This window comes from Sphingobium sp. JAI105 (assembly GCF_015752145.1).
GTDB classification, from domain to species: domain Bacteria; phylum Pseudomonadota; class Alphaproteobacteria; order Sphingomonadales; family Sphingomonadaceae; genus Sphingobium; species Sphingobium xenophagum.
This window is the reverse complement of sequence record NZ_JADOUC010000001.1, coordinates 402,074-423,698: the sequence shown is the minus strand read 5'-3', so window position 1 is coordinate 423,698 and position 21,625 is coordinate 402,074. Positions and strand designations below refer to the sequence as shown.

The 21,625-nt window shown below is 63.9% G+C and carries 27 protein-coding genes; 7 read left to right on the top strand and 20 right to left on the bottom strand.

Features of this window, described 5'->3' with window-relative positions:
• Nucleotides 1-156: 156 nt before the first annotated feature.
• From rlxS to IWY39_RS01815, 15 genes are all read right to left on the bottom strand, one after another.
• The gene (gene rlxS, locus IWY39_RS01880) at nt 157-2,160 is read right to left on the bottom strand and encodes a relaxase/mobilization nuclease RlxS (RefSeq protein WP_107125576.1); all 2,004 of its coding nucleotides are present in this window, start codon (nt 2,158-2,160) and stop codon (nt 157-159) included.
• Nucleotides 2,161-2,451: 291 nt separating this feature from the next.
• The gene (locus IWY39_RS24270) at nt 2,452-2,586 is read right to left on the bottom strand and encodes a hypothetical protein (RefSeq protein ID WP_261376027.1); all 135 of its coding nucleotides are present in this window, start codon (nt 2,584-2,586) and stop codon (nt 2,452-2,454) included.
• A 210-nt stretch (nt 2,587-2,796) separates the two neighbouring features.
• Nucleotides 2,797-3,462: a lytic transglycosylase domain-containing protein gene (locus IWY39_RS01875; protein WP_107125575.1), complete on the bottom strand. Its 666-nt coding sequence runs from the start codon at nt 3,460-3,462 to the stop codon at nt 2,797-2,799.
• Nucleotides 3,450-4,049, bottom strand: coding sequence for a S26 family signal peptidase (locus IWY39_RS01870; protein WP_107125574.1), 600 nt, complete (start codon nt 4,047-4,049; stop codon nt 3,450-3,452). The genes IWY39_RS01875 and IWY39_RS01870 overlap by 13 nt, the downstream gene beginning before the upstream one ends.
• Nucleotides 4,042-4,296, bottom strand: a complete 255-nt coding sequence (locus IWY39_RS01865; protein ID WP_107125573.1) for a helix-turn-helix transcriptional regulator — start codon at nt 4,294-4,296, stop codon at nt 4,042-4,044. Before IWY39_RS01865 ends, IWY39_RS01870 begins: the two co-directional genes overlap by 8 nt.
• A 175-nt stretch (nt 4,297-4,471) precedes the next feature.
• Nucleotides 4,472-4,804: a DUF736 domain-containing protein gene (locus tag IWY39_RS01860; protein WP_030540676.1), complete on the bottom strand. Its 333-nt coding sequence runs from the start codon at nt 4,802-4,804 to the stop codon at nt 4,472-4,474.
• Nucleotides 4,805-5,241: 437 nt separating this feature from the next.
• The gene (locus tag IWY39_RS01855) at nt 5,242-5,496 is read right to left on the bottom strand and encodes an HNH endonuclease (RefSeq protein ID WP_107125572.1); all 255 of its coding nucleotides are present in this window, start codon (nt 5,494-5,496) and stop codon (nt 5,242-5,244) included.
• Between the two features lie 149 nt (nt 5,497-5,645).
• Nucleotides 5,646-7,430 (bottom strand): ParB/RepB/Spo0J family partition protein, encoded by a 1,785-nt coding sequence (locus IWY39_RS01850; RefSeq protein ID WP_107125571.1) that lies wholly within the window; start codon nt 7,428-7,430, stop codon nt 5,646-5,648.
• 102 nt (nt 7,431-7,532) lie between these two features.
• Entirely contained in the window at nt 7,533-7,937 is a 405-nt protein-coding gene (locus IWY39_RS01845) for a DUF2958 domain-containing protein (protein WP_107125570.1), read from the bottom strand.
• Nucleotides 7,934-8,908, bottom strand: a complete 975-nt coding sequence (locus tag IWY39_RS01840; RefSeq protein WP_107125569.1) for an ArdC family protein — start codon at nt 8,906-8,908, stop codon at nt 7,934-7,936. Before IWY39_RS01840 ends, IWY39_RS01845 begins: the two co-directional genes overlap by 4 nt.
• Before the next feature lie 457 nt (nt 8,909-9,365).
• Complete coding sequence (locus tag IWY39_RS01835; RefSeq protein ID WP_107125568.1) at nt 9,366-10,187, bottom strand: DUF2285 domain-containing protein; 822 nt, start codon at nt 10,185-10,187, stop codon at nt 9,366-9,368.
• 233 nt (nt 10,188-10,420) lie between these two features.
• Nucleotides 10,421-11,182 carry a sulfite exporter TauE/SafE family protein gene (locus IWY39_RS01830; RefSeq protein WP_107125567.1) on the bottom strand — a complete coding sequence of 254 codons (762 nt, stop codon included), beginning with the start codon at nt 11,180-11,182 and terminating at the stop codon, nt 10,421-10,423.
• A gap of 48 nt (nt 11,183-11,230) precedes the next feature.
• Complete coding sequence (locus IWY39_RS01825) at nt 11,231-11,815, bottom strand: AraC family transcriptional regulator (RefSeq protein ID WP_181316797.1); 585 nt, start codon at nt 11,813-11,815, stop codon at nt 11,231-11,233.
• Between the two features lie 77 nt (nt 11,816-11,892).
• The gene (locus tag IWY39_RS01820) at nt 11,893-12,852 is read right to left on the bottom strand and encodes a DMT family transporter (protein ID WP_107125565.1); all 960 of its coding nucleotides are present in this window, start codon (nt 12,850-12,852) and stop codon (nt 11,893-11,895) included.
• Between the two features lie 21 nt (nt 12,853-12,873).
• Complete coding sequence (locus IWY39_RS01815; RefSeq protein ID WP_107125564.1) at nt 12,874-14,262, bottom strand: aminotransferase-like domain-containing protein; 1,389 nt, start codon at nt 14,260-14,262, stop codon at nt 12,874-12,876.
• An 87-nt stretch (nt 14,263-14,349) separates the two neighbouring features.
• On the opposite strand from IWY39_RS01815, the gene IWY39_RS01810 reads away from it, so the two are divergent.
• From IWY39_RS01810 to IWY39_RS01800, 3 genes are read left to right on the top strand one after another with little or no spacing between them, the layout of a single operon-like run.
• Nucleotides 14,350-14,943, top strand: a complete 594-nt coding sequence (locus tag IWY39_RS01810; protein WP_107125563.1) for a LysE family translocator — start codon at nt 14,350-14,352, stop codon at nt 14,941-14,943.
• Nucleotides 14,944-14,954: 11 nt separating this feature from the next.
• Nucleotides 14,955-15,338, top strand: coding sequence for a nuclear transport factor 2 family protein (locus tag IWY39_RS01805; RefSeq protein WP_196871322.1), 384 nt, complete (start codon nt 14,955-14,957; stop codon nt 15,336-15,338).
• A 42-nt stretch (nt 15,339-15,380) separates the two neighbouring features.
• Nucleotides 15,381-15,692, top strand: coding sequence for a cupin domain-containing protein (locus IWY39_RS01800; protein ID WP_107125562.1), 312 nt, complete (start codon nt 15,381-15,383; stop codon nt 15,690-15,692).
• A gap of 9 nt (nt 15,693-15,701) precedes the next feature.
• On the opposite strand, the gene IWY39_RS01795 is transcribed toward IWY39_RS01800, so the two are convergent.
• Genes IWY39_RS01795 through IWY39_RS01775 form a run of 5 tightly spaced genes read right to left on the bottom strand, consistent with a single transcriptional unit; the run spans nt 15,702 to nt 18,620 of the window.
• Complete coding sequence (locus IWY39_RS01795) at nt 15,702-16,319, bottom strand: DJ-1/PfpI family protein (RefSeq protein ID WP_107125561.1); 618 nt, start codon at nt 16,317-16,319, stop codon at nt 15,702-15,704.
• Nucleotides 16,320-16,343: 24 nt separating this feature from the next.
• On the bottom strand, nt 16,344-16,991 hold the full coding sequence (locus IWY39_RS01790) for a LysE family translocator (RefSeq protein ID WP_196871321.1): 648 nt from the start codon (nt 16,989-16,991) through the stop codon (nt 16,344-16,346).
• Nucleotides 16,988-17,539: an RBBP9/YdeN family alpha/beta hydrolase gene (locus IWY39_RS01785; RefSeq protein WP_107125559.1), complete on the bottom strand. Its 552-nt coding sequence runs from the start codon at nt 17,537-17,539 to the stop codon at nt 16,988-16,990. The genes IWY39_RS01790 and IWY39_RS01785 overlap by 4 nt, the downstream gene beginning before the upstream one ends.
• Nucleotides 17,536-17,976 carry a PaaI family thioesterase gene (locus IWY39_RS01780; RefSeq protein ID WP_107125558.1) on the bottom strand — a complete coding sequence of 147 codons (441 nt, stop codon included), beginning with the start codon at nt 17,974-17,976 and terminating at the stop codon, nt 17,536-17,538. Before IWY39_RS01780 ends, IWY39_RS01785 begins: the two co-directional genes overlap by 4 nt.
• Nucleotides 17,973-18,620 carry a 2-hydroxychromene-2-carboxylate isomerase gene (locus IWY39_RS01775; RefSeq protein WP_107125557.1) on the bottom strand — a complete coding sequence of 216 codons (648 nt, stop codon included), beginning with the start codon at nt 18,618-18,620 and terminating at the stop codon, nt 17,973-17,975. Before IWY39_RS01775 ends, IWY39_RS01780 begins: the two co-directional genes overlap by 4 nt.
• Nucleotides 18,621-18,693: 73 nt before the next feature.
• Between IWY39_RS01775 and IWY39_RS01770 the strand changes: the two genes are divergently transcribed.
• Genes IWY39_RS01770 through IWY39_RS01755 form a run of 4 tightly spaced genes read left to right on the top strand, consistent with a single transcriptional unit; the run spans nt 18,694 to nt 21,624 of the window.
• Entirely contained in the window at nt 18,694-19,200 is a 507-nt protein-coding gene (locus IWY39_RS01770) for a cupin domain-containing protein (RefSeq protein ID WP_107125556.1), read from the top strand.
• Nucleotides 19,197-19,913 (top strand): 2OG-Fe dioxygenase family protein, encoded by a 717-nt coding sequence (locus tag IWY39_RS01765; protein WP_107125555.1) that lies wholly within the window; start codon nt 19,197-19,199, stop codon nt 19,911-19,913. Before IWY39_RS01770 ends, IWY39_RS01765 begins: the two co-directional genes overlap by 4 nt.
• Nucleotides 19,914-19,921: 8 nt before the next feature.
• The gene (locus IWY39_RS01760) at nt 19,922-20,467 is read left to right on the top strand and encodes an AAA family ATPase (protein ID WP_107125554.1); all 546 of its coding nucleotides are present in this window, start codon (nt 19,922-19,924) and stop codon (nt 20,465-20,467) included.
• Nucleotides 20,467-21,624, top strand: a complete 1,158-nt coding sequence (locus IWY39_RS01755) for a tetratricopeptide repeat protein (RefSeq protein WP_107125553.1) — start codon at nt 20,467-20,469, stop codon at nt 21,622-21,624. The genes IWY39_RS01760 and IWY39_RS01755 overlap by 1 nt, the downstream gene beginning before the upstream one ends.
• Nucleotide 21,625 lies beyond the last annotated feature (1 nt).

Sequence of the window (21,625 nt, the reverse complement as noted above, 5' to 3'; positions counted from 1 at the left end):
TGGTGGACGATCTGCACTTGGTCAGTGAATGTTAGCTGCTGAGAGTCAGACAAGAGTAGGTGCCAGAGCCGACGCCGGCACACGCGAATGTCTGCTATCTTGTTTTGTAGCCGTGAAGCGGACTAACCGGATTGTCCGACATGTCCGCCATCCCTTTCACGAAACCGACGGCCCCGCTCGCTGGCGTCCGATCGTCCAGTTGATACTGTCCCCCCGGATGATGCCGGCGACCTGTTTTTCGACATGGCGATCAAGAACGGGACGCCATGGCACAAGGGTAAACTCGCGTGTCTTTTCGATCAGCGCAAAGCGCCCCGAGGCGAGTTCGATGGGCCGACGATAGACGCCCTCAATCCGTTCTCCCGATCTGGCCTCGGTATAGCGCAATCCAAGCTCATCGGAGAGTTGGCCTGCCACATGGTTCAATTCCCGCCGGCGAAGCATCTCCAGCAAATTCGCCCGGAAGATTAGACGGCCCTGCTCTTCCTGCGCCAGCCCCTCGGCAATCAGCCATTGCCGCCGGCGATCCAGCGCCTCTCGCACATCTCGTCCAAATCCGGCATCGCGCAACGGGCAGGTTTCGGCACCGACCAGTTGCCGGTCGAGCCAGGTCGCGCCGTCGCTGCCCACCTGTCGATCGAGCGGCAATGATGACAGGGTATTGACGACTACGGGTGCGGCCCTCGCCCGCTGCGCCTCGAACGCGGCCGCCCGCTCGATATGGTCGGCAGCGATGATCCAGGTACCGTCGCCCTCACGCTCCAGATTCCCCATCGCATTGCGCATGGCTTCCAGGCGCCGGACATGGGTTTCGGCGAAAGTTTGCGAGGCATTGGGATCGTGCCGCAAATGGATGTCGACCGAGTAGCGCCCGCCATGGGCCGCGGCGATCTCCGCTACGGTGCGATCCACCATGCGAGCGGGCGTCGATTTGGTCTCGATCCGCACCACTGCGCCAGTAGGGATTGCTTCTGTGGCATTACCCTTCCCGATATCGACATAATGGCTGCGTCCATCGCTCGCATCGACGATCAGATAGTGACGGTCGTTCATCTCGTCGGACAGCCCCCGCTCGACCACCCGTCCGACAATCGGCGTCATGGAAATCGGATCGGCAATGGCATAGTCGACCGCCGCGCGTTCCAGTCCATGCTCGGTAAAAGCGCGCTGCATCGTGCGGATGATGTCGCCACGCTCGCCCATGCGGCGCAATGTCTCGTCCATCCCGTCGGCGAGCCGCCAGCTGCCCGGTGCAATTTCCTCGGCCAATCCAAGCCGCCCAAGCGCCTGCAGCCTTCCCGCCCGCAAACCTTGCTGGAAGGGATCGCGGTCGCTTGGCTGGAAGGGATCGCGGTCGCTTGCCTCCACTACCCGGTCCGGGTCCATGCCGCGCAGCAACTGGCGATCGATGCCTGTCAGCCGTTCCTGACCGACTTCTTTCTGCAGCCGGTCGGCGATTTCGAGATCGCTTCGCGGGCCGAGATCGAGCGAGACAAGTTCAGCCGCGCGCTCACGCATACCGACCGTCAGATATTCGCGCGCAATGACGAGGTCATGGCCTCGCTCGTCCTTGCCGCGCATGATGACATGGGTGTGGGGATGACCGGTGTTGAAATGATCGACCGCGACCCAATCGAGGCTGGTCCCGAGGTCCTGTTCCATTTGCGCCATCAGGCGGCGTGTAAGCGCACGCAGATCGTCATAATTCTGGCCGTCCTCAGGAGACACGATGAAGCGGAACTGATGGCGGTCACCGGCCTGCCGGTCGAGGAAGCTCCTGCCGTCGGCCTTGTCCTGCTCGGCGGAATAGAGCTGCCCGGGTGCGCCCTCGCGGGTAACGCCGTCGCGCTGGATATAGCGCAGATGCGCACGGGCAGCGTCCATCCCCCTCGCCCGGTCGAGCCGGACGATGCGCGATTTGACCATCACGCGGCGCTGACGGAAGGCCGCGAACCGATCGCGCGATGCGAGCACCCGGCCCACGCCGACACCCACCCCGGAGCGATTGCCGTGGAAGGCCGCTCGCCGTCCACCGGCGGCCTTGATCCCGCCTGCGAGACTGGCGGCCTTGAGCACCTGGCTCATATAGCTGCGGCCGCGCCGGATCGGCGTGCTGCGCGGCTTGCCAAGACGCGGTTCGATCTCATCGTCATGCGACATGGCAGAAATCCGCGATCAGCCCGGATGGCGCCATATAAAAGCGCAGTAATCCGTGGGTTTCAGCGACACATGGCGCCATGGCTTGCTCGATAGCGCCATCGCCGAGCACCAAAAAAAGGACGTGCAGACAAGGGGTTATGGCGAGAAGGCCGCAAGGCATGGCGCCATTTCTTTCATCTTGCCTTACGCCCCCTTCCCCTGACCTCGCGCTCCTCCACCCTTCCCCGTCACCACAGCCAACCATCGACCGAGATGGGAACGACGCTGAACCGCGCTGTTCCCGAGCTCCGATCAGAGGCCATTCGGATGCTGCTCCAGCTCCCTCAGGGCGGCCTCCAGTTCGGCCTTGATCTGCGCGATCTCCGCAGGATCGTCGTTCCACGCAAGTTCGGCCCGAAGCTCTTCGATATGCTGCTGAAGTTCCATGATCGCCTCCTGATCTCGTAAAGACAGGGGCGGTTTCCGGCAGGGAGCAGGCCGGGTCAGGGACCGCGGAGCGGCCGCGCGAGCGGCGATGGGGGAGCCGATTTTGCGTCAGCAAAATTGGGGGAACCGTCGTCCTTGAGGCGGTCTGCTCCCTGCCGGATACTGGGCAGGTTCGAGCGGATATCACTCCCTCCCCGCATGGCCACGCGCTCACTTTCGGTGCTCCCAGGACATGTTCAGAGGCACGAAAATCGGGTTGGCCGGTTCCGAAGCGGGCGGCGTAGGCGAAGATTCAATTGTCTTTCCCGCCCCTTCCATAGCAAAAAACAACCGCGTTCCCGACAGCATGGCAGGCGGCATTTCCGGCGTTGCAGGACTCCTTGCAAGCTGCGCGATATAGGCCCGCGTCTCGCCCGGAAGCGACCTTCGCGAACGCAAATGCTCGGCATAACGGCCGGGGCCTGCATTATAGGCCGCAAACAGGCCGGGATAGCCGAAGCGCTCATACATCGCGCGAAGATAGGCGGTTCCGGCCATGATATTGTCGCGCGGATCGTGTGGGTCGGGGCCAAGACCATGGCGGCGGCGCATCGCGTCCCAGGTGCCGGGCATAAGCTGCATCAGCCCCATCGCGCCTGCAGGACTGGTGATCGGGCGGCCCTTCCAATGCGTCAGTCCGGCACTTTCCGCCTGCATGACGGCGGCAATCCAGGCTTGCGGTATGGCAAAACGCTGCGAGGCTTCGGCAATGATCGGCCGCCAGCGCTCCACTGCCGGAGTGATTTCCAGGACCGGTTCCGGCGTTTGTGCCAGGCTGCCGCACGGCATGACGAGGACCGCCATAAGCGGCGCGGCTAGGTGGATCAGCGCAGCCATAGCGGCCTCGCCTTTCCGATCAGCGCATCCTCATCGACCGGCCCAAAATAGCGCCCGTCGAAGGAATCCGGCGCATCCATGAGCAGCAGAACCCGGCCGCCACGGAGCCGCTCGCAACCGTTCCACCATGGGAGCGGACGGCCCCGTGTGTCTGCGCTGCGGCGAGCGGCAACCCATGAGCCGTTGATGAAAATATTGCGCCCCAACGCACAGACGTCATCGCCGCTTTCGGCCGCGATGCGCTTGAGCAGGGGCACGTTGGCAGGCAGGTAGCGACGCTTCGCGGCCATCGTCCGGACGCTGCGCGGTGTCCTTGCCAGCACCATGTCGCCGGTCTGAAGCCGCGCATGGGGATCGATGCGCCAGAGCCCGACCGGAGCGCTCGCCGAAGCGTTCCAGACCAGACGCGGCGCGGGGCGGATGGCAAAATCGAGCACAGTCGCCAGTCCCAGGAGGGCAAGGCCGATCATGCTCGCTGCCAGCACCGGACGGCGCCGGGCGCGCAGCTGGCGCGCGAGAGGCGGGTCCCATTCGAGCAAGGGCGCAGGCGCGGGGCGTGGCAGGCGGGATACACGCGGCTTACGCATCGCCCGCCTCCTTTCCGGAAGCCCCGGAGTGCAGACCAGCGAGGGTGCGGCGGGACCAGTCGTCGAGGTCGTCGATATGATAATTGACGCGGCCGCCATGCCGCCGGTAGCGCGGCCCCTCGCCCCGCCAGCGCATATTGGCCAGCGTCTTGGCCTGCATGCCGAGATAATGTGCGGCCTGCTTGGCGTTCAGAAACGGGCTGCCCTTGCGGGCCTTTCCGGCCCGGTCGAAAACGTCGTCATCCATATAAGCGATCCTTTCCTAACCCAGGCGGACGGATCGGGACCGCCCGCGATGAGGCAGGAAAATGCGGGCGCGGCGCAGCGCCCGGCAGGGTCGATTCCGCGTGCATCGCTTTTCGACCCCCTCGCCGGACAGCGAAGGCTCCGCGCCGGTGGGGACACGGAGCCTCGCGGGGCGATCAGGCGGCTTCGTTGACGATCACCGCCAGCACATCGTCATCGTCCTGGCCGGCAGCGCGGCCGAGATTGGCGTAGATCGGCCATTGCGCGATCTGCGGATGGAAGATGCGCAGCGAGATATAGGGCTTGCCGGTCTCGCGCGAGGTCTTGACCCAGCCCGCGCCCAGCTCGTTGGCGCCGCTGAAGATGCGGAAGTCGGGCTGGCGTTCATGCGCCTTGGCGGGGTTGGGGACGATCTCGATGCCGACCGGATTGCGGCGTCCGAGCAGCGCGATTGACCCACGCATTTCGTTGGTTTCGGGGTTGCGGGAAACGATACCGAGAGTGGACATGGAATGCTCCTTCATCTGTTCGCCGGAGCCGATCCCCGGCGATGCCGGGACCGTGATGGGCGCGGGAGAAGGGCCGCACCCAAAGGGCCGCAGCGCAGCGAAGGACCAGACTGGCCGGGCTATTTTGGAGCGAAGCGGGCGCGAGGAGCCGCGTTTACGCGGCGGGGAAAATAGGCAGGCCAGCCCGGTTGCGCGGCCTTGGCCCGCGCCCATAGGTCGATGAGGCAGCCGGGGTCGCGTCCGGCCCAAACAGCATGAAGGGCACCACCCTTCCTGCGCGGGTTGTTCCCGAACATGAGCCTGAAACCTGTGCGTATGGATCGCGAATACTCGGATTCCGTCCTGGCCGGCGCCCGGACAATGCCACGCCGGAAAGCACCTGCAGCGCCGGGATGGTCGTCAAGTGGCAGCGCGAACGGCACGTGCGGACTCACCGCCTAGCGCGGAAGCTGGTAGCGAATACGCAAGGTCGCGCCCTGCCCAGATGGCGGCGCATGGACGATCTGATCGCCGCCGCGCATGGCCGCGCGCATCACCGAACAGCAGGCGGGCATGCGGTGATCGGGGCCGGGATAGCCACCGACATTGCGATGCAGTTCGCCGGAAATCACTTCGAGAAAAGCAAGGCCGCGTGCCTCGGCCCGCGCGATCTGACGCTCCAGTTCGATGCGGAATTCTTCACTTTTCGGCATAGGCCCTCCCCGTGCCCTGGCGATAGGGCAAAGCCCTGCCGGACAAAAGACATGCCGCCCGCGCGCAATCCGAAGGATGCGCGGGCGGCAATTTTTCCAGCGGTCGCAGCAACGAAATCGGGGGCAGCGATGCGCTGCCCCCTTGCCGGTCATTCCGCTGCTATGGCGTAAGGATCGATCTGCGTTATCGGCAGCGGCAGGTCTTTGATGAGCGGCTCGACCTGCTTCCATTTCGCCAGTGTCGCAAATGGCCTGACCGTATAGCTGCTGGCCGGGAAACGCAGCCATTTGGGCACCCAGCCCTCAACCGGTTGACGGCCATTGGCACCGTGCAGGCAATCGCGGATGATCGCCTTTTGCGTCTTCACCTTTTCCGCGACATTGCCGTCCGCGATTCCCTTGCCCGCCACTTCGCGCAGCAGCGCATTGGCCACCTGCCGGTCGCGGATGAGATCGAACAGTGCGTCGTCCGGCGTCCAGAAGCGCGCCATATCCACCTTCAGATAGCTGCCGACCGCTTCGACGATGGCGCTGCCCGCCTGCATCGTCTCGCCCATAACCACGGCGAGGATCGCCATCACGTCATGATCGCCAAGACTGATGAGCCGCGCGAAGATTGCTGCGAGATCGTCGCCGCTTCCGGTTACATTGGGCGCGTCGGGCGGGAAATCCAGCAGAGCCAGAACCATGCGGCGTTTCTCGTCGAACAGCGTTTCCGCCGCGCTGGTTTCGACGCTTTCGGCAATGGCTTCATTGCGGACATGCTGGTCCTCCACCCGCACATTCCAGAGCGGCGAACCGGCGATGACATGGGCTACCATGAGCCGCAGCGCGATGGCGGGATGATCGGTCAGTATGGCCCGCGCGACGGCGTGGCGGTGCAGATCGATATAGGTCTGCATGGGACCGGTCGTCTCGCTGCGCTGGTCGCGCGCCGCCTGCCGGTCGGCTTCGGTCCTGCCGTCTTGCGCTTCGAGCGCGCGGGCTTTCTTCGCTTCCCGGCCCGACAGCCAGCCTTCATGGCACTCCACTTCACCCTGATGGCTGATGCTGATGAAGACCTTGCCGCCCTTGTCTCTGGGCGTGCGCTCATATTCCCATGAATGGGGATATTGCCCCGGCTCCATCACCTCAACCTCGCCCCAGCCCTCGGCCAGAAAGGCGTCGCGCTTCGCTGCAATGGCGGCACTCTGCGCGCGCCAGAACTGGTCGCTATCGGCGAATACGCCATCCTCCCCGAACAGGTCGGCAATGATCCGCCCCTTGTAGGTTTCAAGCGGGAACAGGGCGTGTTTTGTGGAAATCGACACGCCGCCGAACAACCATGACTTGAGCTGGTGCCCGGTCGGGCAATAATCGTCCTCACTGTCGAACAGCGCCAGCCATGCCTTTTGCTGCGCCTTGGTGGCGAGCGTCAGGTGGCGGATGCTGGCGGCGTTGATCTCACCTTCGCGATAGAGAGTGCGGATGCGGGGCAACAGATTGCCGAGTGCCAGAACGCGGCGGACATGAAGATCGGTCAGCCCGAAGGTCTGGGCGATCTGTTCGACGCTGCGCCCTTCTTTCTGGATCAAGCGGGTAAAGCTTTCCCATTGCGCCACCTCGTCGGGATCAAGACGGGCAATATTCTCGATCAGCGAGGCTTCGAGCGCGGCGGCATCGTCGCCTGCTTCCATGACCGCGCATGGGAGCGCGTCGGCCTCCCCGCTTTCCTTGACCGCAAGTGTCGCGGCATGGAAACGCCGCGCTCCGGCGACGATGGCGAACATGCCGGGCCTGCCTTCGTCTTCGCCCGCCCGCACGATGAGCGGCACGATAACGCCGCGCGCCTTCACCGTGGCGAGAATGTCGGACACGTCAGGGGGCTTTGTCCCGTGCCGCATATTGGTCTTGCTGACGAAGAGCTTGCCAAGATCGATATTTGCCAGTTGCATGAGAATTCACTCCTTTTCTTGGGGGTGGACCGGCTGCATCCGCTGCGTCTTGCAAGGGCTCGCGGGTGCAGCCGGGATAAGCGCCTTCAAGAGCGGCGCGGCTCATCCGTGCGGGTTTGCCCGGAATTGCGTGGGGTCGAAGCCAAGCGAAATGGCGGCCTCGCACAGCCAGCATTCGCGCTCGACGATACGGCCCTGCCGCCTTGCGGCTTCGGCATAGACAACGAGCGGGAAGCGGGCGGAAAAAGTGAGGTCACGCTCGATCCGGCACCCATAGGGAAGCCGCAAGGCTTCGATCTCGGCGAGACTGAACGAACCGAGTTCCGGGCATCCGAAACCAAGGTCGGCAAGCCCGAACAGCATGTCGCCATCGGCATCGAGTTCCGAGGCCAGCCACGTGGCCGCGCCCACTGGATTGAAGAGTTTGAGCAGCGGCACCTGTCGGGCACCGCGCGCCTCGCCCTGTGCCAGCAAGCGGCGGCGAAGATCGTCGGGGAGCAGAATCATGCCGCCTGCCTCCCCTGCTCGCCGCCGGTCATGGCCTCGCCGTGGCCAAGAATATAGTCCGCTGCCTTGCTCGCCTGCCCTGCCGCGCGGAAGATCGCGCGATTGTCTTCGCGCAGTACGTCGAGCCAAGATCCGACATAATCGGCGTGCCGCACGGTCGGTGCGATCCCCAAGGTCGCGCAGATGAACGCGGCGGAAATCTCGGCGCACAATTCCTCGCGCGCATAGGCTTTGGAGCCGAACCGGCCGGACAGGTCGCGACCGAGCCGGTGCCCTGCCCCGCTCCAGTGCGAGAGTTCATGAAAGGCGGTGCGGTAGAAATTCACCTGATCGCGAAAGGCGGGTTGCGGCGGCACCGCGACATAATCGCCGCCGGGCGAATAATAGGCCTGCGCGCCGCCGATGCGGAAATCAGCACCCGTTGCCGCGATCAGGGCCTCGGCATGAGGGATGATTTCACGCTCGGGGAAAGGTGCGTTCTGCGTGACCAGCCCCTCGCGCAGGCCTTCGCACTGCGCGACATTGAAGACGGTAAAGCGTTTCAGGAACGGCACCGCGCGGGCGTCGTCTCCACTCTCATGGGCGCGCGCCTTCTCCGCTTCGGGAATGAAGCGGTCGGCATAGACCACGGTCACACCCTTCTCGCCCTTGCGCACGGCCCCGCCTGCCTGCAGCGCCTGCCGGAAGGTAAGCCAGTTTTGCGAGGGATAGCCCGCGCTGATCGCCGCGCCCCAGAGCAGCAGCACATTGATGCCCGAATAGGCCCTTGCGGTGAGCGCATTAACGGGAAGGCCCGGCCCACCGCACCGGCTGGAATCCCAAGGCTGAACCCATGGGAAGCGTCCGGCTTCCAGCTGTGCGATGATCTTCGCGGTCACCTCGTCGTAAAGGCTGACGCGCGTCTGCGCTGCTTTCTGACGATCCTTGTTGCGGACCTCGCCGCCTGCACGGCGCTTGCGGGAAACTCCCATGATCTGCCTCCTTCACTGGCCAAAACCCGCCGCAGTTCCCGCCGGGCGTGGCGGGTGGGCGGCAGAAGCGACCGGAAAGGCCCGCGCGAAGCGGCGGGCGGAACCCAAGCCCGGGCCCCCGGCGCGGGCACGCGACGGGGTGGGCGCAGGGGCAAAACGAAGTGGAGCAGCCAAGCGCAAGCGCCAGGCTTGCCGCCGGCCGCGGCGGGCCTAGGAGGAAGCGCCGACCACCCGGCACGCCCAGAGGGACTGCCCAAAAGCAGCGCCGGCGCGCAGCCTGCGCGCGCCGCCTACAGACCGGGGCCGCATGCGGCCCCGGCATGCGTCAGCGATCGTCACCTCTGGCCGTGACGGCATCGCCGGCCCGGTGGCGCCCCAGCGTCAGCAAGGCGCCATAGAGCGCGGTCGCCCGCCCAGCGGGCGAGACGCCATGAATAGGGAGCAATACTCCAACCGATCACCACAACAGCTTGCGCCATCCACCCCGGATCATACCATCTGCGGTCTGCAATAAGCGCCTGACATGGGTTCGCTGGTAGTCGGAAGGACCGTACCAGTCGTGCCGAACGGCTTTGTGGCCATAAAGAACCGATGCGATCTCCCGGTGGCTGGCCCCGGCCTTGCGTCCATCCCAAGCCTGGAGCGCACGCGCCCAGCGCCGCGCGCGCCGCTCGGGCGGGAACAGGCTGCGCGGGAAGCGGCCAAGGCGATGGAACGCCGCGAGACGGCGCAGCGACAATATGCGGATCTCGAAGGCGTGGTCGCCGGCAACGAGAAACTCCAGCGACACCGGCCCGGAAAGGACCGTTCCGCTGCAGATCTTCATACGGATACAGCGCGTGCCTTCGGCGATCAGCACATATTCGCCCCGGCCCGGCACCTGAAGGACCACCGCCGGGTAAGGCAGGCGAACAAGGTCGAACGGCTCGCTTCCCGCCTTGTCCGCATCTGAAGGATGGGCGCGCACGACCAGGACTGGCGGGTGATGCGCGGCACGCCAGAAGACGTGACCGGCGAAATCCGCACAATCCTTGAAGATGGCTAGAGGTAAGGGTTCCGTACCGGTCCAGTCGCACAGGTCTCCAGTCAGCAGACAAATGGGTGGCTCGGCGCGCAGCAGCAGCCCACCGGCCTCGCGAAACAGCTGGCAATCCTTGCCGATGGCACGGCGCAGACATTCCCATGCCCATGTGGCCTGATCGAAGCCTGTCAGGCGATCGTAGCGCGCACGGTCGCGCCATTCGGACGCATTCGCGCCCGACGGAATGTTTCCGTTCATGGATCCTCTCCCTACCGACCTTGGTTCAGGATGGTCGGTCCGGCGAGTGCCCCGATCGCGGGCACTTGCCCCAAGTCGCTCTTTTGCAAAGTCATCCCTGGATGCTTGGGAGTCATCACAGAAACGGCAACCTATTGTCTCACCGATAAACGGGACAAATGCCGTAAAAGACCGGTAAAAACACCTTCTTTGGCGATAAATACGTCCGAATTGAACGTCTCGAACACCTCGCTTCAGATCCAATATTTAAATGCGTAGGCGATGGACATCGCCGACCCCGCCGTCAGGACGACGCCCCTCACGACATTAGCAGGCAAGACGCGGACCAGATGGCCACCTGCGTATCCCCCGGCGATGGCGCCGAGAAGCATGGGGAACGCCGATGGCCAGTGCACGGCCCCGCGCAGCAGAAAGAACAGATTCGCTGCAATTGCGACGGTACTCGCGAGGAGATTCTTGACAGCCTTGATGCGGCGTATGTCATGCGGTTCGGACAGGCTGAGGATCGCCGTCAGGATGATGCCAAGGCCTGCGCCAAAGAACCCGCCATAGATTGCCGTCAACGCCAGCAGCCCTGCTTCCCGCCGCTTTGCGCCATGGTGCCTGCTTTCCCTGCTGTCCGCCGTCCTCGCAATGCGCGGCGCCAGCGCGAACAGCAGCGTTGCGCCTGCGATCAGTGCAGGAATCGGCATGGTGAAAAGGCGGTCAGGAATAATGAGCAAAAGACCCGCGCCAGCCAGGCCTCCGGCGGCAGAAAGCAGGAGTAGCAGGTAAAGGTGACGGTCAAGGACCGGCAGGCTCCGTCGATCCGCAAGCACCGCCAGCAGATGCCCCGGCGACACGGCGATGGCATTGGCGATATTGGCCGCTACGGGAGGTAGTCCTGTAGCCAGCAGAGCCGGAAAGGTGATCAGGGTCGCGCCGCCGGCCACGGCGTTGACGATCCCGCCGACCATGCCTGCAAGGAACAGTATTGCTGTTGTCCAGTCGATCATGCCCGCGAGCCTGAACCAGAGGTGCGGGCAAGTCTGGAATGTTTGTGATCAGCAGCAGCCTTTGCGGTAGGCTCCCGGCGTCGTCCCGAAGGTCTGGCGGAACAGGCGACCAAGGTGGCTCTGATCGGCAAAGTCGAACCGGGCGGCGACATCTGCCAGCGAATGTCCCCGAGCGATCGCCTGGCGCGCACCGTTGAGGCGGCACATGATGCGATGGCGATGCGGGGGGAGAACATGATGCTGCACAAAGGTCCGGCTGAAATGCTCGCGCGAGACCCCCGCCGCGCGTGCCAGCGCCTGTATTGGGAGTGGACCATTTTCGGGCCCGGTGCTTTGCGTGCCATACCGCTCTGATCCGGCCAGCGAGAATCCTGACAAGGCCAGTGATTGCATCAATGGCCGAAGCCTCTCGATGGGAAGGCAACGGGGATAGGTGCCCAGGTCAAGGTGCGCATAGACATTCAGGCAACGCCCTTCGGTGCTTGCGCTATCGGTAAAGCGATGCGGCAGACCGGCGGGAAGGTAGAGCCATTCGCCTGCGGTCACTTCGACGATCCCGTAGCGGGTTTCCGCCCGGCGCTTCCCGCTCTGTACCAGACAGAACTGGGCAGTCTCGTGAAAATGGAGGCGCAAATCCGGCAGAGCATTTCCTGTGCATGACGCCAGCTCAATCGCTCCAACCCGCCGGTAATTCCACATTACATGCGTACTCAGCTGGTTCGGCCGCGTGACACAGTCGAGCCAAAATCATCAATCCGCCGCAGTTGGCGCTGCACGCCGACCGCGCCCAGCACGATGCCGCCGAGGATCAGCACCATTCCGATGATGTGAAACCGGAAAAGAGCCTCGCCCAACAGCAGGGCGGCGAGACCGGCTCCGAACAAGGGCATCAGTGTAATCATCTGGCCTGCGGGTGCCGCTCCGAGATTTTTCACAGCCGCATTATAAAGCACATAGGCGACCAGGGACGGGAAGAGAGCAACGTAGGCAAAGGCGCCCAGCACATCGGCACGCAGCGGGATGCTGGCCCCGCCAGCCACTTCCATCGCGGCGAACGGAGCCATCGCTGCCGCGCCGATAACGAATGTCGCCGTCAGGAAACTAGCTGGATGACAATCAGGACGAAGGCGCAGGAACGCGGTGTAAAGCGCCCAGCAGACGACCCCGCACAGTACGAGAAAATCCCCGAAATTGAGAGTCAGCCGCGCTAGCGCCGCAAGGTCGCCGCGCAGCACGATGACCGCCACGCCCAGCATGGAGAGGGTCACGCCGACGATCTGCAAAGCCGACGCCCGGTCACCGAAAAAGAGGCGATTGAACAGGAGGACGAGCGCCGGGATCGCCGCCTGCAGCAAAAGCCCGTTACTGGCCGTGGTGAATTGCAGGCCCGAATAGATGAAGGCATTGAAGGCCGCAACGCCCGTCAGGCCAAGCAGCAGGACCGCCTTCCAGTGCGACAGGAGTCGTTGCCGATCGGCGCGCAAATGCCGCCAGGCAAAAGGCAAAAGGATCGCAAGCGCGCCACTCCACCTGACCAGCGCCAGCGTGAATGGCGGAATGACACCGTTCACCGCTCGCCCGACAATGAAGTTGCCCGACCAGAACAGGATCACGATGCAGAGCGTGGCGTAAGACCAGAGATCCGTACCACTCGCCGGGGATCGCTTCATGTGCATGGCTGGCCTCGCATGTCAGACCAGGCCGCGTGCGGCGCTGCCCCCGGCAGTCGTCAGCATAGCAGCGATATCGCGAAGCGCCTGTTCAAGAGCGTCGCGCGAGCGCAGGCCGCCAAGGCACAGGCGAATCCCAGAGGGTGCCAGGGCATCGACAATCGGCCCGTCAGGCGGCGTCAGCGCGATGGAGGCGCGCAAGGCGCGGGCGCTCAGCCGTTCGGCATCGAGCATCGGCATCGGCATCCAGACGTGGAGGCTGCGCCCCGCCCCCGGCACTGCCATCGCCTTGCCGAGGATCGACGACGCCAGCTGCGTCCTCGCCTCGCTTTCCACGATCACATCGTCGGCGATCCTGTCAGCCGTTCCGTCCTGTTCCCACTGGCTGAAGACAAGACCACCCAGCGAGGGTGGGCTGTAGCCAAAGGCCCGGATGCCCAGGAGCAGCCGATCGCGAATATCTTCATTATCAGGCGGCAACAGGAAACCGAGCCGCAGGCCGGGCGCGACCGCCTTGGAAACGCCCGCGACCATCAACGTTCGTTCCGGCGCGAGATCCGCAAAGCAGTCCGCCGCCCCGGCATCGGCGAAGACGCGATAGGCATCGTCCTCGACGATCATCAGATCATGCGCACGGGCGACCTCAATGATGTCAGCGCGGCGCGCGGCATCGAGGCTGATCGTGGTCGGGTTCTGCAGGGTCGGGATTATGACCAGCACACTGGCGCCAGTTTCGCGGGCACAGCGGGCAAGCGCTTCGGGATCGATGCCGCGCGCATCCATGGCAACGCCCCGCAGACGGTAACCCGCGTGGTCGGCCAGTGTCCGGATGCCGGGATAGGTCGCGGCTTCGCACAGAATCGTATCGCCGGGCCGCGCCAGCGCCGCGAAGGCAAGTGCAAGGCCATGCTGCCCGCCGTTGCACTGAATAACCTGATCCGCCGTCGCGCGCATCACGCCATGACGGCGCTTGAGCCAGGATGCCCCGGCCTCGCGGATCGAAGCCAGGCCTTCGGGCGGCGCATAATTCACCGCTGTGCCAAGATCCGCGCGCTGGCGCACGCGGGACAGCCCCTCCCCGATCCAGCGCTCGGCAGGATCGAGCGGCGGCACATTATGCGCCATGTCGAGCGGGCCGGTGTCATGTGGTGCGGCATGCGGTCTTGCCCGGTCGGCGACGAACGATCCCCGGCCTACATGGCTGGAAATGAACCCCCGCCGCTCCGCCTCGACATAGGCCCGGCTGACCGTGCCCACACTCAGGGACAGGCGGTGCGCCAGATCGCGCTGCGGTGGCAAACGGTCGCCGGGTGCAAGACGACCATCTCGCACATCGCTCTCCAGTGCGGACACGAGACGCTCGTACACCGGCGCACTGCCCTTCGAGATATCCGGCTGCCAGTCCTTCATTACGATCCTTGCGCTATATTGAACCGGTTCAATATCACATTTGACTCATAGTTCAATGATGATCATCCAGCGTCGCAGGAGAACATCATGGATACGAGTCTGCTTGCCCCGCTTGCGCTGTACAGTTTCGTCTGCACCGCCACGCCCGGCCCCAACAACATCATGCTCGCCTCGTCGGGGCTGGTGTTCGGATTCCGCCGGACCATCCCGCACATCTTCGGGATCAATTTCGGTTGCGCCCTCATGCTGGTCCTCAGTGGGCTGGGTCTGGGGGCGCTGTTCGAAGCGTGGCCGGTGCTGCGCTGGGCAATGCGGATCTTCGGTGCTGTCTATCTCGCCTGGCTGGCGGTCAAGCTGTGGCAATCGGAAGGCGTCGAACGCCGCGAGGGCGCGCATCCGCTGACTTTCTTTCAGGCGGCGGCCTTCCAATTCGTCAATCCCAAGGCCTGGGCGATCACCATGCCCGCCATCGCCAGCTTCACTGTGCCCGGCCGACCGCTCGCCCTGCAGCTCGGCGTTATCGTCGCAGCCTTCGTGCTGGTCGGCCTGCCTTCCATCGCAACCTGGGCGGCGATGGGCGCGGGGGCCCGCGAACTGCTCGAAAGCCGCAAGGGCATGATCGTCTTCGTGCGCGTGATGGCGGTTATGACCGCGCTCACTGCCCTGCTGTTTCTGATCTGAAGGACAATGCAATGAACCGGGAAGACATGGAGATGTTTGCGGCGAACTGGATCGCCAACTGGAACGCGCGCGATCTCGACGCCATTCTGGCGCACTTTGCCGAAGACGCGCGCTTCATCAGCCCATTGGCCGCGGAACTGACGGGATCTCCGATCATCGAAGGCAAGGCCAGTTTGCGCGCCTATTGGTCAAAGGCGCTGGAGGCTTCGTCTGAACTGCATTTTGCCCTGATCGCTGCCGTCTGCGATATCGAACGCCAGGTGCTCGGCGTCCACTATGTCGCCCGGCGCAACGGCAAGGCCAGGCGGGCGCTCGAAACGATGCGCTTCGTGGACGACCGGCAGGTCGAAGGCGAGAGCTTCTACAGCGCGCAGGAAACGTCGCCTGGTAACTGATCCCAAATCTCCGTCACAACAGCGGTGAGCAAGAGGATAGAAATGCAGGTTATCCGCGCCCGCGACTTCACCGGCAGATCAGCCTGGGACGCGCTGTCGATCGAGAGGATCGACAACGCGACGGTGCGGCTGCACTGGACCGACCAGCCCTACCGCTGGCACATCAACGATGGCCCGGAAGTCTTCGCTGTCCTTGACGGGCGTGTCGACATGCATGTCCGGACCGCTGGCGGCGAACAGGTTCTGCATCTTGAAACAGGGGACATCTTTCACGCCGAACCGGGCGATGAACATGTCGCCCACCCCCTTGGCGAAGCGCGCATTATGGTGATCGAACGGTCGGGAAGCGATTGAGGCGACGGATCAGGCGGGTGCAGCCGCCTCGGCCAAAGACGGCGCAATGACAGCCATCGCCCGTTCGACGTACATGTCCTTTTCGCCGACCGGCGCGACATAGTGGATCGCTTCGCGCGCCTGCTCCACTGAACCACCGCGCGCGATCATCCAGGCCGCGAGATAATGCGAGGCCAGGCAGCCGCCCGCTGTCGCGACATTGCCATGCGCGACGAATGGCGCGTCGATCACGTTCACGCCCGCCTCAATGACCCATGGCTTTGTCGTCAGATCGGTGCAGGCAGGCAGATCGCCAATCAAACCGAGCTTCGCCAGCAGCAGGGTGCCTGAGCACTGCGCACCGATCAACTGGCGCTCTGGGTCGAGCCGAAGTCGCGCCAACAGCGCGTCATCGCGAGCCACGTCGCGCGTGCGGATACCGCTGCCGATCAGGACGGCGTCTGCTTCTTCCGCAAATTCGAGGGGACGCTGATGGCGGATCGTGACACCGTTCATCGACGTCACTTCGTCCGCAGGCGACGTGATCCAGGCATTCCAGCCCAGCGGCCTGAGGCGATTGAGGATCGTCGACGCGATAAACGAATCCAGTTCGTTGAACCCGTCGAAAGTCAGAACGGCTATTTGCATGTCTCTCTCGATATGGAAATGGCGCTATCGCTGCGCCGGATGGAAGGCGATGCGCAGGCCCAGCGCGATGAGCACGCCGCCGGTCAGGCCATCGAGCCAGCGCGCTACGGCCCCTTGCGCGAACCAGTGCCGCAGCGGACGGCTGCCAAGGATCAAGAGCGCGAACCAGGCCATGCCGAGCGTGGCATGGAGCGCCGCCAGCAACAGGCTGAAGCCCATTACCGATGCTCCCGCCGGGATGAACTGCGGCAGGAAGCTCACATAGAAGACGCCCATCTTGGGATTGAGCAGATTGGTGAGCAGGCCCTTCATGAACCAGTTGCCCGATCGTGATGGAACACATGGCAATGCCGGACTTGCTGCATCGGAGGGCGCACCCGACTTGAGAGCCGCACGAACCATGCCCAGCCCCAGCCATAGCAAATAGGCGGCGCCTGCATATTGCAGGATGGTGTAGAGCGTGCCTGACAGCGCGAGCAGCGCGCCAAGCCCCAGCGCCACAATCAGCCCCCAGGCAAGAACGCCTGCGACCACGCCTGCCGCCGCCGCGAGAGCCTGACGCACGCCCTCGACGGCGAGTGTGCGCAGGACCAGTGCCATGTCGAGGCCGGGAGTGATGACGAGAAGCCCGGCGGCCAGCGTGAACCCGGCAAGCGCAGTCCAGATGGTCATGCCCTTTTCCTTTCGATTTCGGCGCGGAAGGACGCGAGGATATCCCGGCCCTCCGGCCAATCGCCCAGATTGCTGCCCGCGTTGATATGGCCGAGCGGACCCAGCGCGATCAGCCGCGAGCCCCACTGTCCGGCGCGCCGTTTGCTGTAATCGACCGTCCCGTAAGGATCGTTCGCGCTGGCGACAATCAGGCTGGGAAATGGCAGGGGCTGCGCCGGCACTTGCGCGAAGGACCGCGCTTCATCCGGAAACGCCGGTCCAGCGGGGTCGGGCACGGCGACCAGCATCGCGCCGGCTACCGGAGTTCCGCGCGCGGCCGCCCAATGCGCCACCAGCAGGCAGGCCAGGCTATGCGCGACCAGGATAGGCGGGCGGTCCAGGGCCTCCACCACCCGATCCAGCGCCTCGCACCAGTCGGCAAGTTCCGGCCGGTCCCAATGGGACGGTGCGAAGCGGGTCATATCGGGATCGGTCCGCCCCCAATGGCTTTGCCAATGGTCCGGTCCCGAACCGCCTATGCCGGGAAGCAAAAGGATTGGAAGTGTCATGGCCGTGCCGCTTCCATGCGCATGAGTGTCTGCTGGCCGGACGCACACAGGACCTCCTCTCCCTCGCGTATCGCATGGACCTTGAGATCGCAGACTGTCAGCGCGCGGCCGGCGCGCAGCACCTCGCCCGTGGCGCGCAGGCGTTCTCCCGCCGCCGGGCGGATAAGATTGAGCTTGTATTCGACCGTCAGGACATCCTCGCCATCCCCGAAGACCGAATAGGCCGCATAGCCGCCCGCCACGTCGGCAATCGCACCAACCACGCCGCCATGAAGGAAGCCGTTCTGCTGGCAAAGATCAGCCCGGAACGGCAGATCGAGAACCACCTTGCCATGGCTGGCGTGGATCACCTCAGCCCCGATCAACCCCATGAAGCTCTGACGCGAGAAGCTCTCGCGAACGCGCTCGAGCAGAAGCGGGTCATTGGCCTCGCTCATGATCCTGCTTTCCGGGGCACGCCATAGTCGAGAGTGCCGAGTCGTTGCATCTCAGCCGTCTGGAACATTTTGGGATCGGCCAGATAATCGCGCACCATGTCCAGCGTATCGAAGCCCCAGAATAGTTCCTCCCCGATCGCGAGACTGGGCACGCCAAACACGCCGCGCGCGATCGCCGTCTCGGTGTTGACTCGGAGCCCGTCCTTTACATCCGCGCTTGCGATCCTGTCCTGCACGTTGGAGAGGCCGAGTTCGCCGCCAAGCCTCTCCAGTTCGGCGGCATCGGTCAGATCCCGGCCTTGCGTAAAAACCGCCTCGAACACGGCATCGACGGCATTTGCGCGGGCATCGAGCGCAATCAGCAGTCGCAGGGCCTCGACCGAACGAAACGGATGCGTATCGGGAAAGCGCAGCGCGATACCGTTCCTGTCGGCTAGCCATTGGCACATACGATAGGTCTGTGCCCGCTTGGGCGGCACTTCCGCCGGGCCGATCAGGCCCCAGTGATTAAGCAGCGCCCCCAGCAGCACCGGGACCGGACGTATCTCCAGCCCGAAATCGTCTTCACGAAGACGCTTCCACATCAGGAAGGCGAAGGGCGAGACGGGATCGAAATAGAAGTCGGCCGGGGTCTTTGTGTTCATCTGGTTGCTCCTTGGGCCTCATCATTGTATCAAATCATGAGTCGATCAAATCAAACATTGTATTGGTTCAATCATGACCGTTATCACACCGCCCGTTCTTCATCTCGATACCCTTGACCTGCAAACACAGGCGCACGGCGAACTCTACGAAGCGCGTATGGCGTCCTTCGCTTCGCCGCTGGGTGCGCACATGCTGGGCGGAAGGCTGGTCGTGGTGCCGCCGGGCAAACGGGCGTGGCCGTTCCACGGCCACCACGCGAATGAGGAACTGTTCGTGGTCCTCTCCGGCAGCGGCCGCCTGCGCTATTCCGATGGCGAGCATGCACTGCGGGCAGGCGATGTCGCTCTGTGTCCGGCCAGCGGCGCGGCAAGTGCGCACCAGATCATCAACACCGGCGATACAGACCTGCGCTATCTCGCCATCAGCACGATGAACGAGCCCGACGTGATCGACTATCCCGACAGCGGCAAGTTCGCGGTTATGGCAGGCGCCGCGCCCGGCGGTGACAAGGCGAGCCGGTCGGTGGACCATGTCGGACGCTATGCCGATGCGGTCGGCTACTGGGACGGCGAGACATGACCGGGCAGCTTGCCACCGCCTCCGGGGACTGCATCGCCACGCCGCCCACCCTGCCCTTGCCGCCCGGCAAGCTGGTTGATCCTGACAGCTCCGAATGGACAGCATTTGCGCGGAGTTGGGATAATCTGCCGCGCGACACATGGATGGCCGACGGCGGCACCTATCGCCGCAGACGCTATGCCGCCTTTGAGGTGGCAGGCGTCAAATGCACGCGCCTGCCGCATCGCGCGCATTACCAGGAGCGCGATCACAATCCCTTGAATGGCGGCATCGAGCGCTGGTTCGCGCCGATGGCCGAAGAGCAAACCGGATCGCCGCTGTTTCAGGCGCTGGTGCTGGGCACCGCCACCCTGATCGCGAATACAAGCCCACAAGGTCCGAACTCCTGGGCGGTCGAAGCGCATCAATTTCGCATCGAAGCGCTGTCGGGACAGCCCGGCCTCCCCACGCCGGAGGGGATGCATCATGACGGGCGCGACTGGGTGTTGATCCTGCTTGTCGGCGGCAGCGATTACGCCGGCGGTGAAAGTCGCGTAGAGGATGCATTTGGCGCTTGCATCCTCGAACACCAGCTAACCCGTCCCGGCGAAGGACTGCTGCTGGATGATCGTACCGTCCGCCACGGCACGACGCCGATCGAGTCCGCGATACCGGGCGCCCCGGCATGGCGGGACACGCTGGTTCTCACTTTCGCGCATGCACGTGAAAGTTGAGGGACGGGATGGATCGCTTCTTCGTCGTAACCGGCGGACCGGGATCTGGCAAAAGCACGCTCCTCGCGGCGCTGGCCGAACAAGGCTTGCCGCATATGCCCGAGGCCGGACGAGCGGTGATCCGCGACGAGGTGGCCGCCGGCGGAACCCCTCTACCATGGGATGACCGCGACGCCTTTGCCGAGCGGATGCTTACGCATGACCTCAGCTCCTATGAGGAGGCACGGACGAAAGAGGGCGTCTTGTTCTTCGACCGAGGCATTCCCGACATCATCGGCTACCGCATATTGTGCGGGCTGAGCATACCCGGCGACCTCACACGCGCGGCGGAGAGCAACCGGTACAATCGGCATGTCTTCATCGCGCCGCCCTGGGCCGAGATCTACGCCCAGGATACCGAGCGCAAGCAGGACTGGGACGAGGCGGTGGCGACCCATGACGTGATGGCGCGTGTCTATCAGCAACTGGGATACACTCTCGTCCCCCTCCCCCTTGCATCGCCCGATGAGCGCGCAACTTTCACGCAGCACTGGATTGCGACGCTGCAGACGTGATGACAGCTCATCCCAAGCGCGAACCTCTCGGCCAGAATACCGAGCACGGATTGTCGGTGGAAACGGTCCGGCTTCTCGGGCTGTCCCTATTGCAGAAAGGCGATTGGGATAGGGCTGCGGCACAATTTCGTTTGGTCGTTGCGCTCGCACCGGAAGATACAGCAACGTATAATAATCTCGGCATTGCCCTCAGAAACCTCGGCAAGCGAGAGGCGGCGGTTCGAGCCTTTGAGGCGGCGATCGAACGCAGGCCCGACTATCTTTCCGCGCGCTACAATCTGGGCACTACTCTGGGCGAACTCGGGCGATTGAAACAGGCGCTGGATCAATTTGCAGCTATCGTCCGCCTGACTCCCGAACATGTCGACGCGCGTTTCGCGCTCGGAGAAATACTCATCGACACGGGCGATCAAGCTTCCGCGGCCCGTCACCTAGGCATCTACCTCTCGCTCGATCCTACCGATCGGTTTGGCGCAGCGATGAGATTGGCTCGTATCGGCCTGGCACCGCTACCCCCTCGAGCATCGGTGGGTCAAATCGAGCGTCTCTACGCCAAGAAGGCTGCCACCTGGGACGACATGCCAGGCTATCTCGCGTGCGACCAGGTCGGCGATCGGCTGCAACAGATCATGGCGAAACCCTCGGCAAGCATCTTGGATCTGGGGTGCGGCACTGGCCTGCTCGGGATGCGGCTGCGAGACCAGACGGATCAACTCGACGGCATCGACATGTCCCCGGCCATGCTGGCCCGCGCGGCGGCAAAGAGATGCTACGACACGTTATTTGAAGGCGATCTGCTGGAGTTCCTGCTGCACAGCGGCGCACGCTATCAAGCCATCGCGAGCGCCGGGACGCTCATCCATTTCGGCGACCTGCTGCCCGTACTCAAGGCAGTCCGAAACGCGCTTGCCGAGGATGCGCTGTTCGTTTGCAGCCTCTATTCCTACGATCCGATCGCCCAAGGCGGATTTGGTCTCGCGCACCATCCATCATTGGCGGATGCCGGCTGTTTTGCCCACGGCTCGGAATATGTGAAGATCGCAGCCGAAAGAGCTGGGCTCCGGCTGTTGTCGTGCCTTCCCGTCACGCATGAGGAAAACGCAGAAGAGAAGATCCCTGGGCTACTAGTGACCGCCGAAAGGCACCTTGGCTCATGAT

What these genes read in the sequence shown, in the direction of transcription:
- IWY39_RS01870 (WP_107125574.1), bottom strand. Translation starts at nt 4,049, where the DNA reads ATGCGTAAGCCGCGTGTATCCCGCCTGCCACGCCCCGCGCCTGCGCCC.
- IWY39_RS01800 (WP_107125562.1), top strand. Translation starts at nt 15,381, where the DNA reads ATGCAGGTTATCCGCGCCCGCGACTTCACCGGCAGATCAGCCTGGGAC.
- IWY39_RS01820 (WP_107125565.1), bottom strand. Translation starts at nt 12,852, where the DNA reads ATGAAGCGATCCCCGGCGAGTGGTACGGATCTCTGGTCTTACGCCACG.
- IWY39_RS01755 (WP_107125553.1), top strand. Translation starts at nt 20,467, where the DNA reads ATGACAGCTCATCCCAAGCGCGAACCTCTCGGCCAGAATACCGAGCAC.
- IWY39_RS01815 (WP_107125564.1), bottom strand. Translation starts at nt 14,262, where the DNA reads ATGAAGGACTGGCAGCCGGATATCTCGAAGGGCAGTGCGCCGGTGTAC.
- IWY39_RS01760 (WP_107125554.1), top strand. Translation starts at nt 19,922, where the DNA reads ATGGATCGCTTCTTCGTCGTAACCGGCGGACCGGGATCTGGCAAAAGC.
- IWY39_RS01845 (WP_107125570.1), bottom strand. Translation starts at nt 7,937, where the DNA reads ATGATTCTGCTCCCCGACGATCTTCGCCGCCGCTTGCTGGCACAGGGC.
- IWY39_RS01765 (WP_107125555.1), top strand. Translation starts at nt 19,197, where the DNA reads ATGACCGGGCAGCTTGCCACCGCCTCCGGGGACTGCATCGCCACGCCG.
- IWY39_RS01810 (WP_107125563.1), top strand. Translation starts at nt 14,350, where the DNA reads ATGGATACGAGTCTGCTTGCCCCGCTTGCGCTGTACAGTTTCGTCTGC.
- IWY39_RS01840 (WP_107125569.1), bottom strand. Translation starts at nt 8,908, where the DNA reads ATGGGAGTTTCCCGCAAGCGCCGTGCAGGCGGCGAGGTCCGCAACAAG.
- IWY39_RS01785 (WP_107125559.1), bottom strand. Translation starts at nt 17,539, where the DNA reads ATGACACTTCCAATCCTTTTGCTTCCCGGCATAGGCGGTTCGGGACCG.
- IWY39_RS01875 (WP_107125575.1), bottom strand. Translation starts at nt 3,462, where the DNA reads ATGGCTGCGCTGATCCACCTAGCCGCGCCGCTTATGGCGGTCCTCGTC.
- IWY39_RS24270 (WP_261376027.1), bottom strand. Translation starts at nt 2,586, where the DNA reads ATGGAACTTCAGCAGCATATCGAAGAGCTTCGGGCCGAACTTGCGTGG.
- IWY39_RS01770 (WP_107125556.1), top strand. Translation starts at nt 18,694, where the DNA reads ATGACCGTTATCACACCGCCCGTTCTTCATCTCGATACCCTTGACCTG.
- IWY39_RS01780 (WP_107125558.1), bottom strand. Translation starts at nt 17,976, where the DNA reads ATGAGCGAGGCCAATGACCCGCTTCTGCTCGAGCGCGTTCGCGAGAGC.
- IWY39_RS01795 (WP_107125561.1), bottom strand. Translation starts at nt 16,319, where the DNA reads ATGCAAATAGCCGTTCTGACTTTCGACGGGTTCAACGAACTGGATTCG.
- IWY39_RS01855 (WP_107125572.1), bottom strand. Translation starts at nt 5,496, where the DNA reads ATGCCGAAAAGTGAAGAATTCCGCATCGAACTGGAGCGTCAGATCGCG.
- IWY39_RS01830 (WP_107125567.1), bottom strand. Translation starts at nt 11,182, where the DNA reads ATGATCGACTGGACAACAGCAATACTGTTCCTTGCAGGCATGGTCGGC.
- IWY39_RS01865 (WP_107125573.1), bottom strand. Translation starts at nt 4,296, where the DNA reads ATGGATGACGACGTTTTCGACCGGGCCGGAAAGGCCCGCAAGGGCAGC.
- IWY39_RS01805 (WP_196871322.1), top strand. Translation starts at nt 14,955, where the DNA reads ATGAACCGGGAAGACATGGAGATGTTTGCGGCGAACTGGATCGCCAAC.
- IWY39_RS01860 (WP_030540676.1), bottom strand. Translation starts at nt 4,804, where the DNA reads ATGTCCACTCTCGGTATCGTTTCCCGCAACCCCGAAACCAACGAAATG.
- IWY39_RS01835 (WP_107125568.1), bottom strand. Translation starts at nt 10,187, where the DNA reads ATGAACGGAAACATTCCGTCGGGCGCGAATGCGTCCGAATGGCGCGAC.
- rlxS (WP_107125576.1), bottom strand. Translation starts at nt 2,160, where the DNA reads ATGTCGCATGACGATGAGATCGAACCGCGTCTTGGCAAGCCGCGCAGC.
- IWY39_RS01790 (WP_196871321.1), bottom strand. Translation starts at nt 16,991, where the DNA reads ATGACCATCTGGACTGCGCTTGCCGGGTTCACGCTGGCCGCCGGGCTT.
- IWY39_RS01850 (WP_107125571.1), bottom strand. Translation starts at nt 7,430, where the DNA reads ATGCAACTGGCAAATATCGATCTTGGCAAGCTCTTCGTCAGCAAGACC.
- IWY39_RS01775 (WP_107125557.1), bottom strand. Translation starts at nt 18,620, where the DNA reads ATGAACACAAAGACCCCGGCCGACTTCTATTTCGATCCCGTCTCGCCC.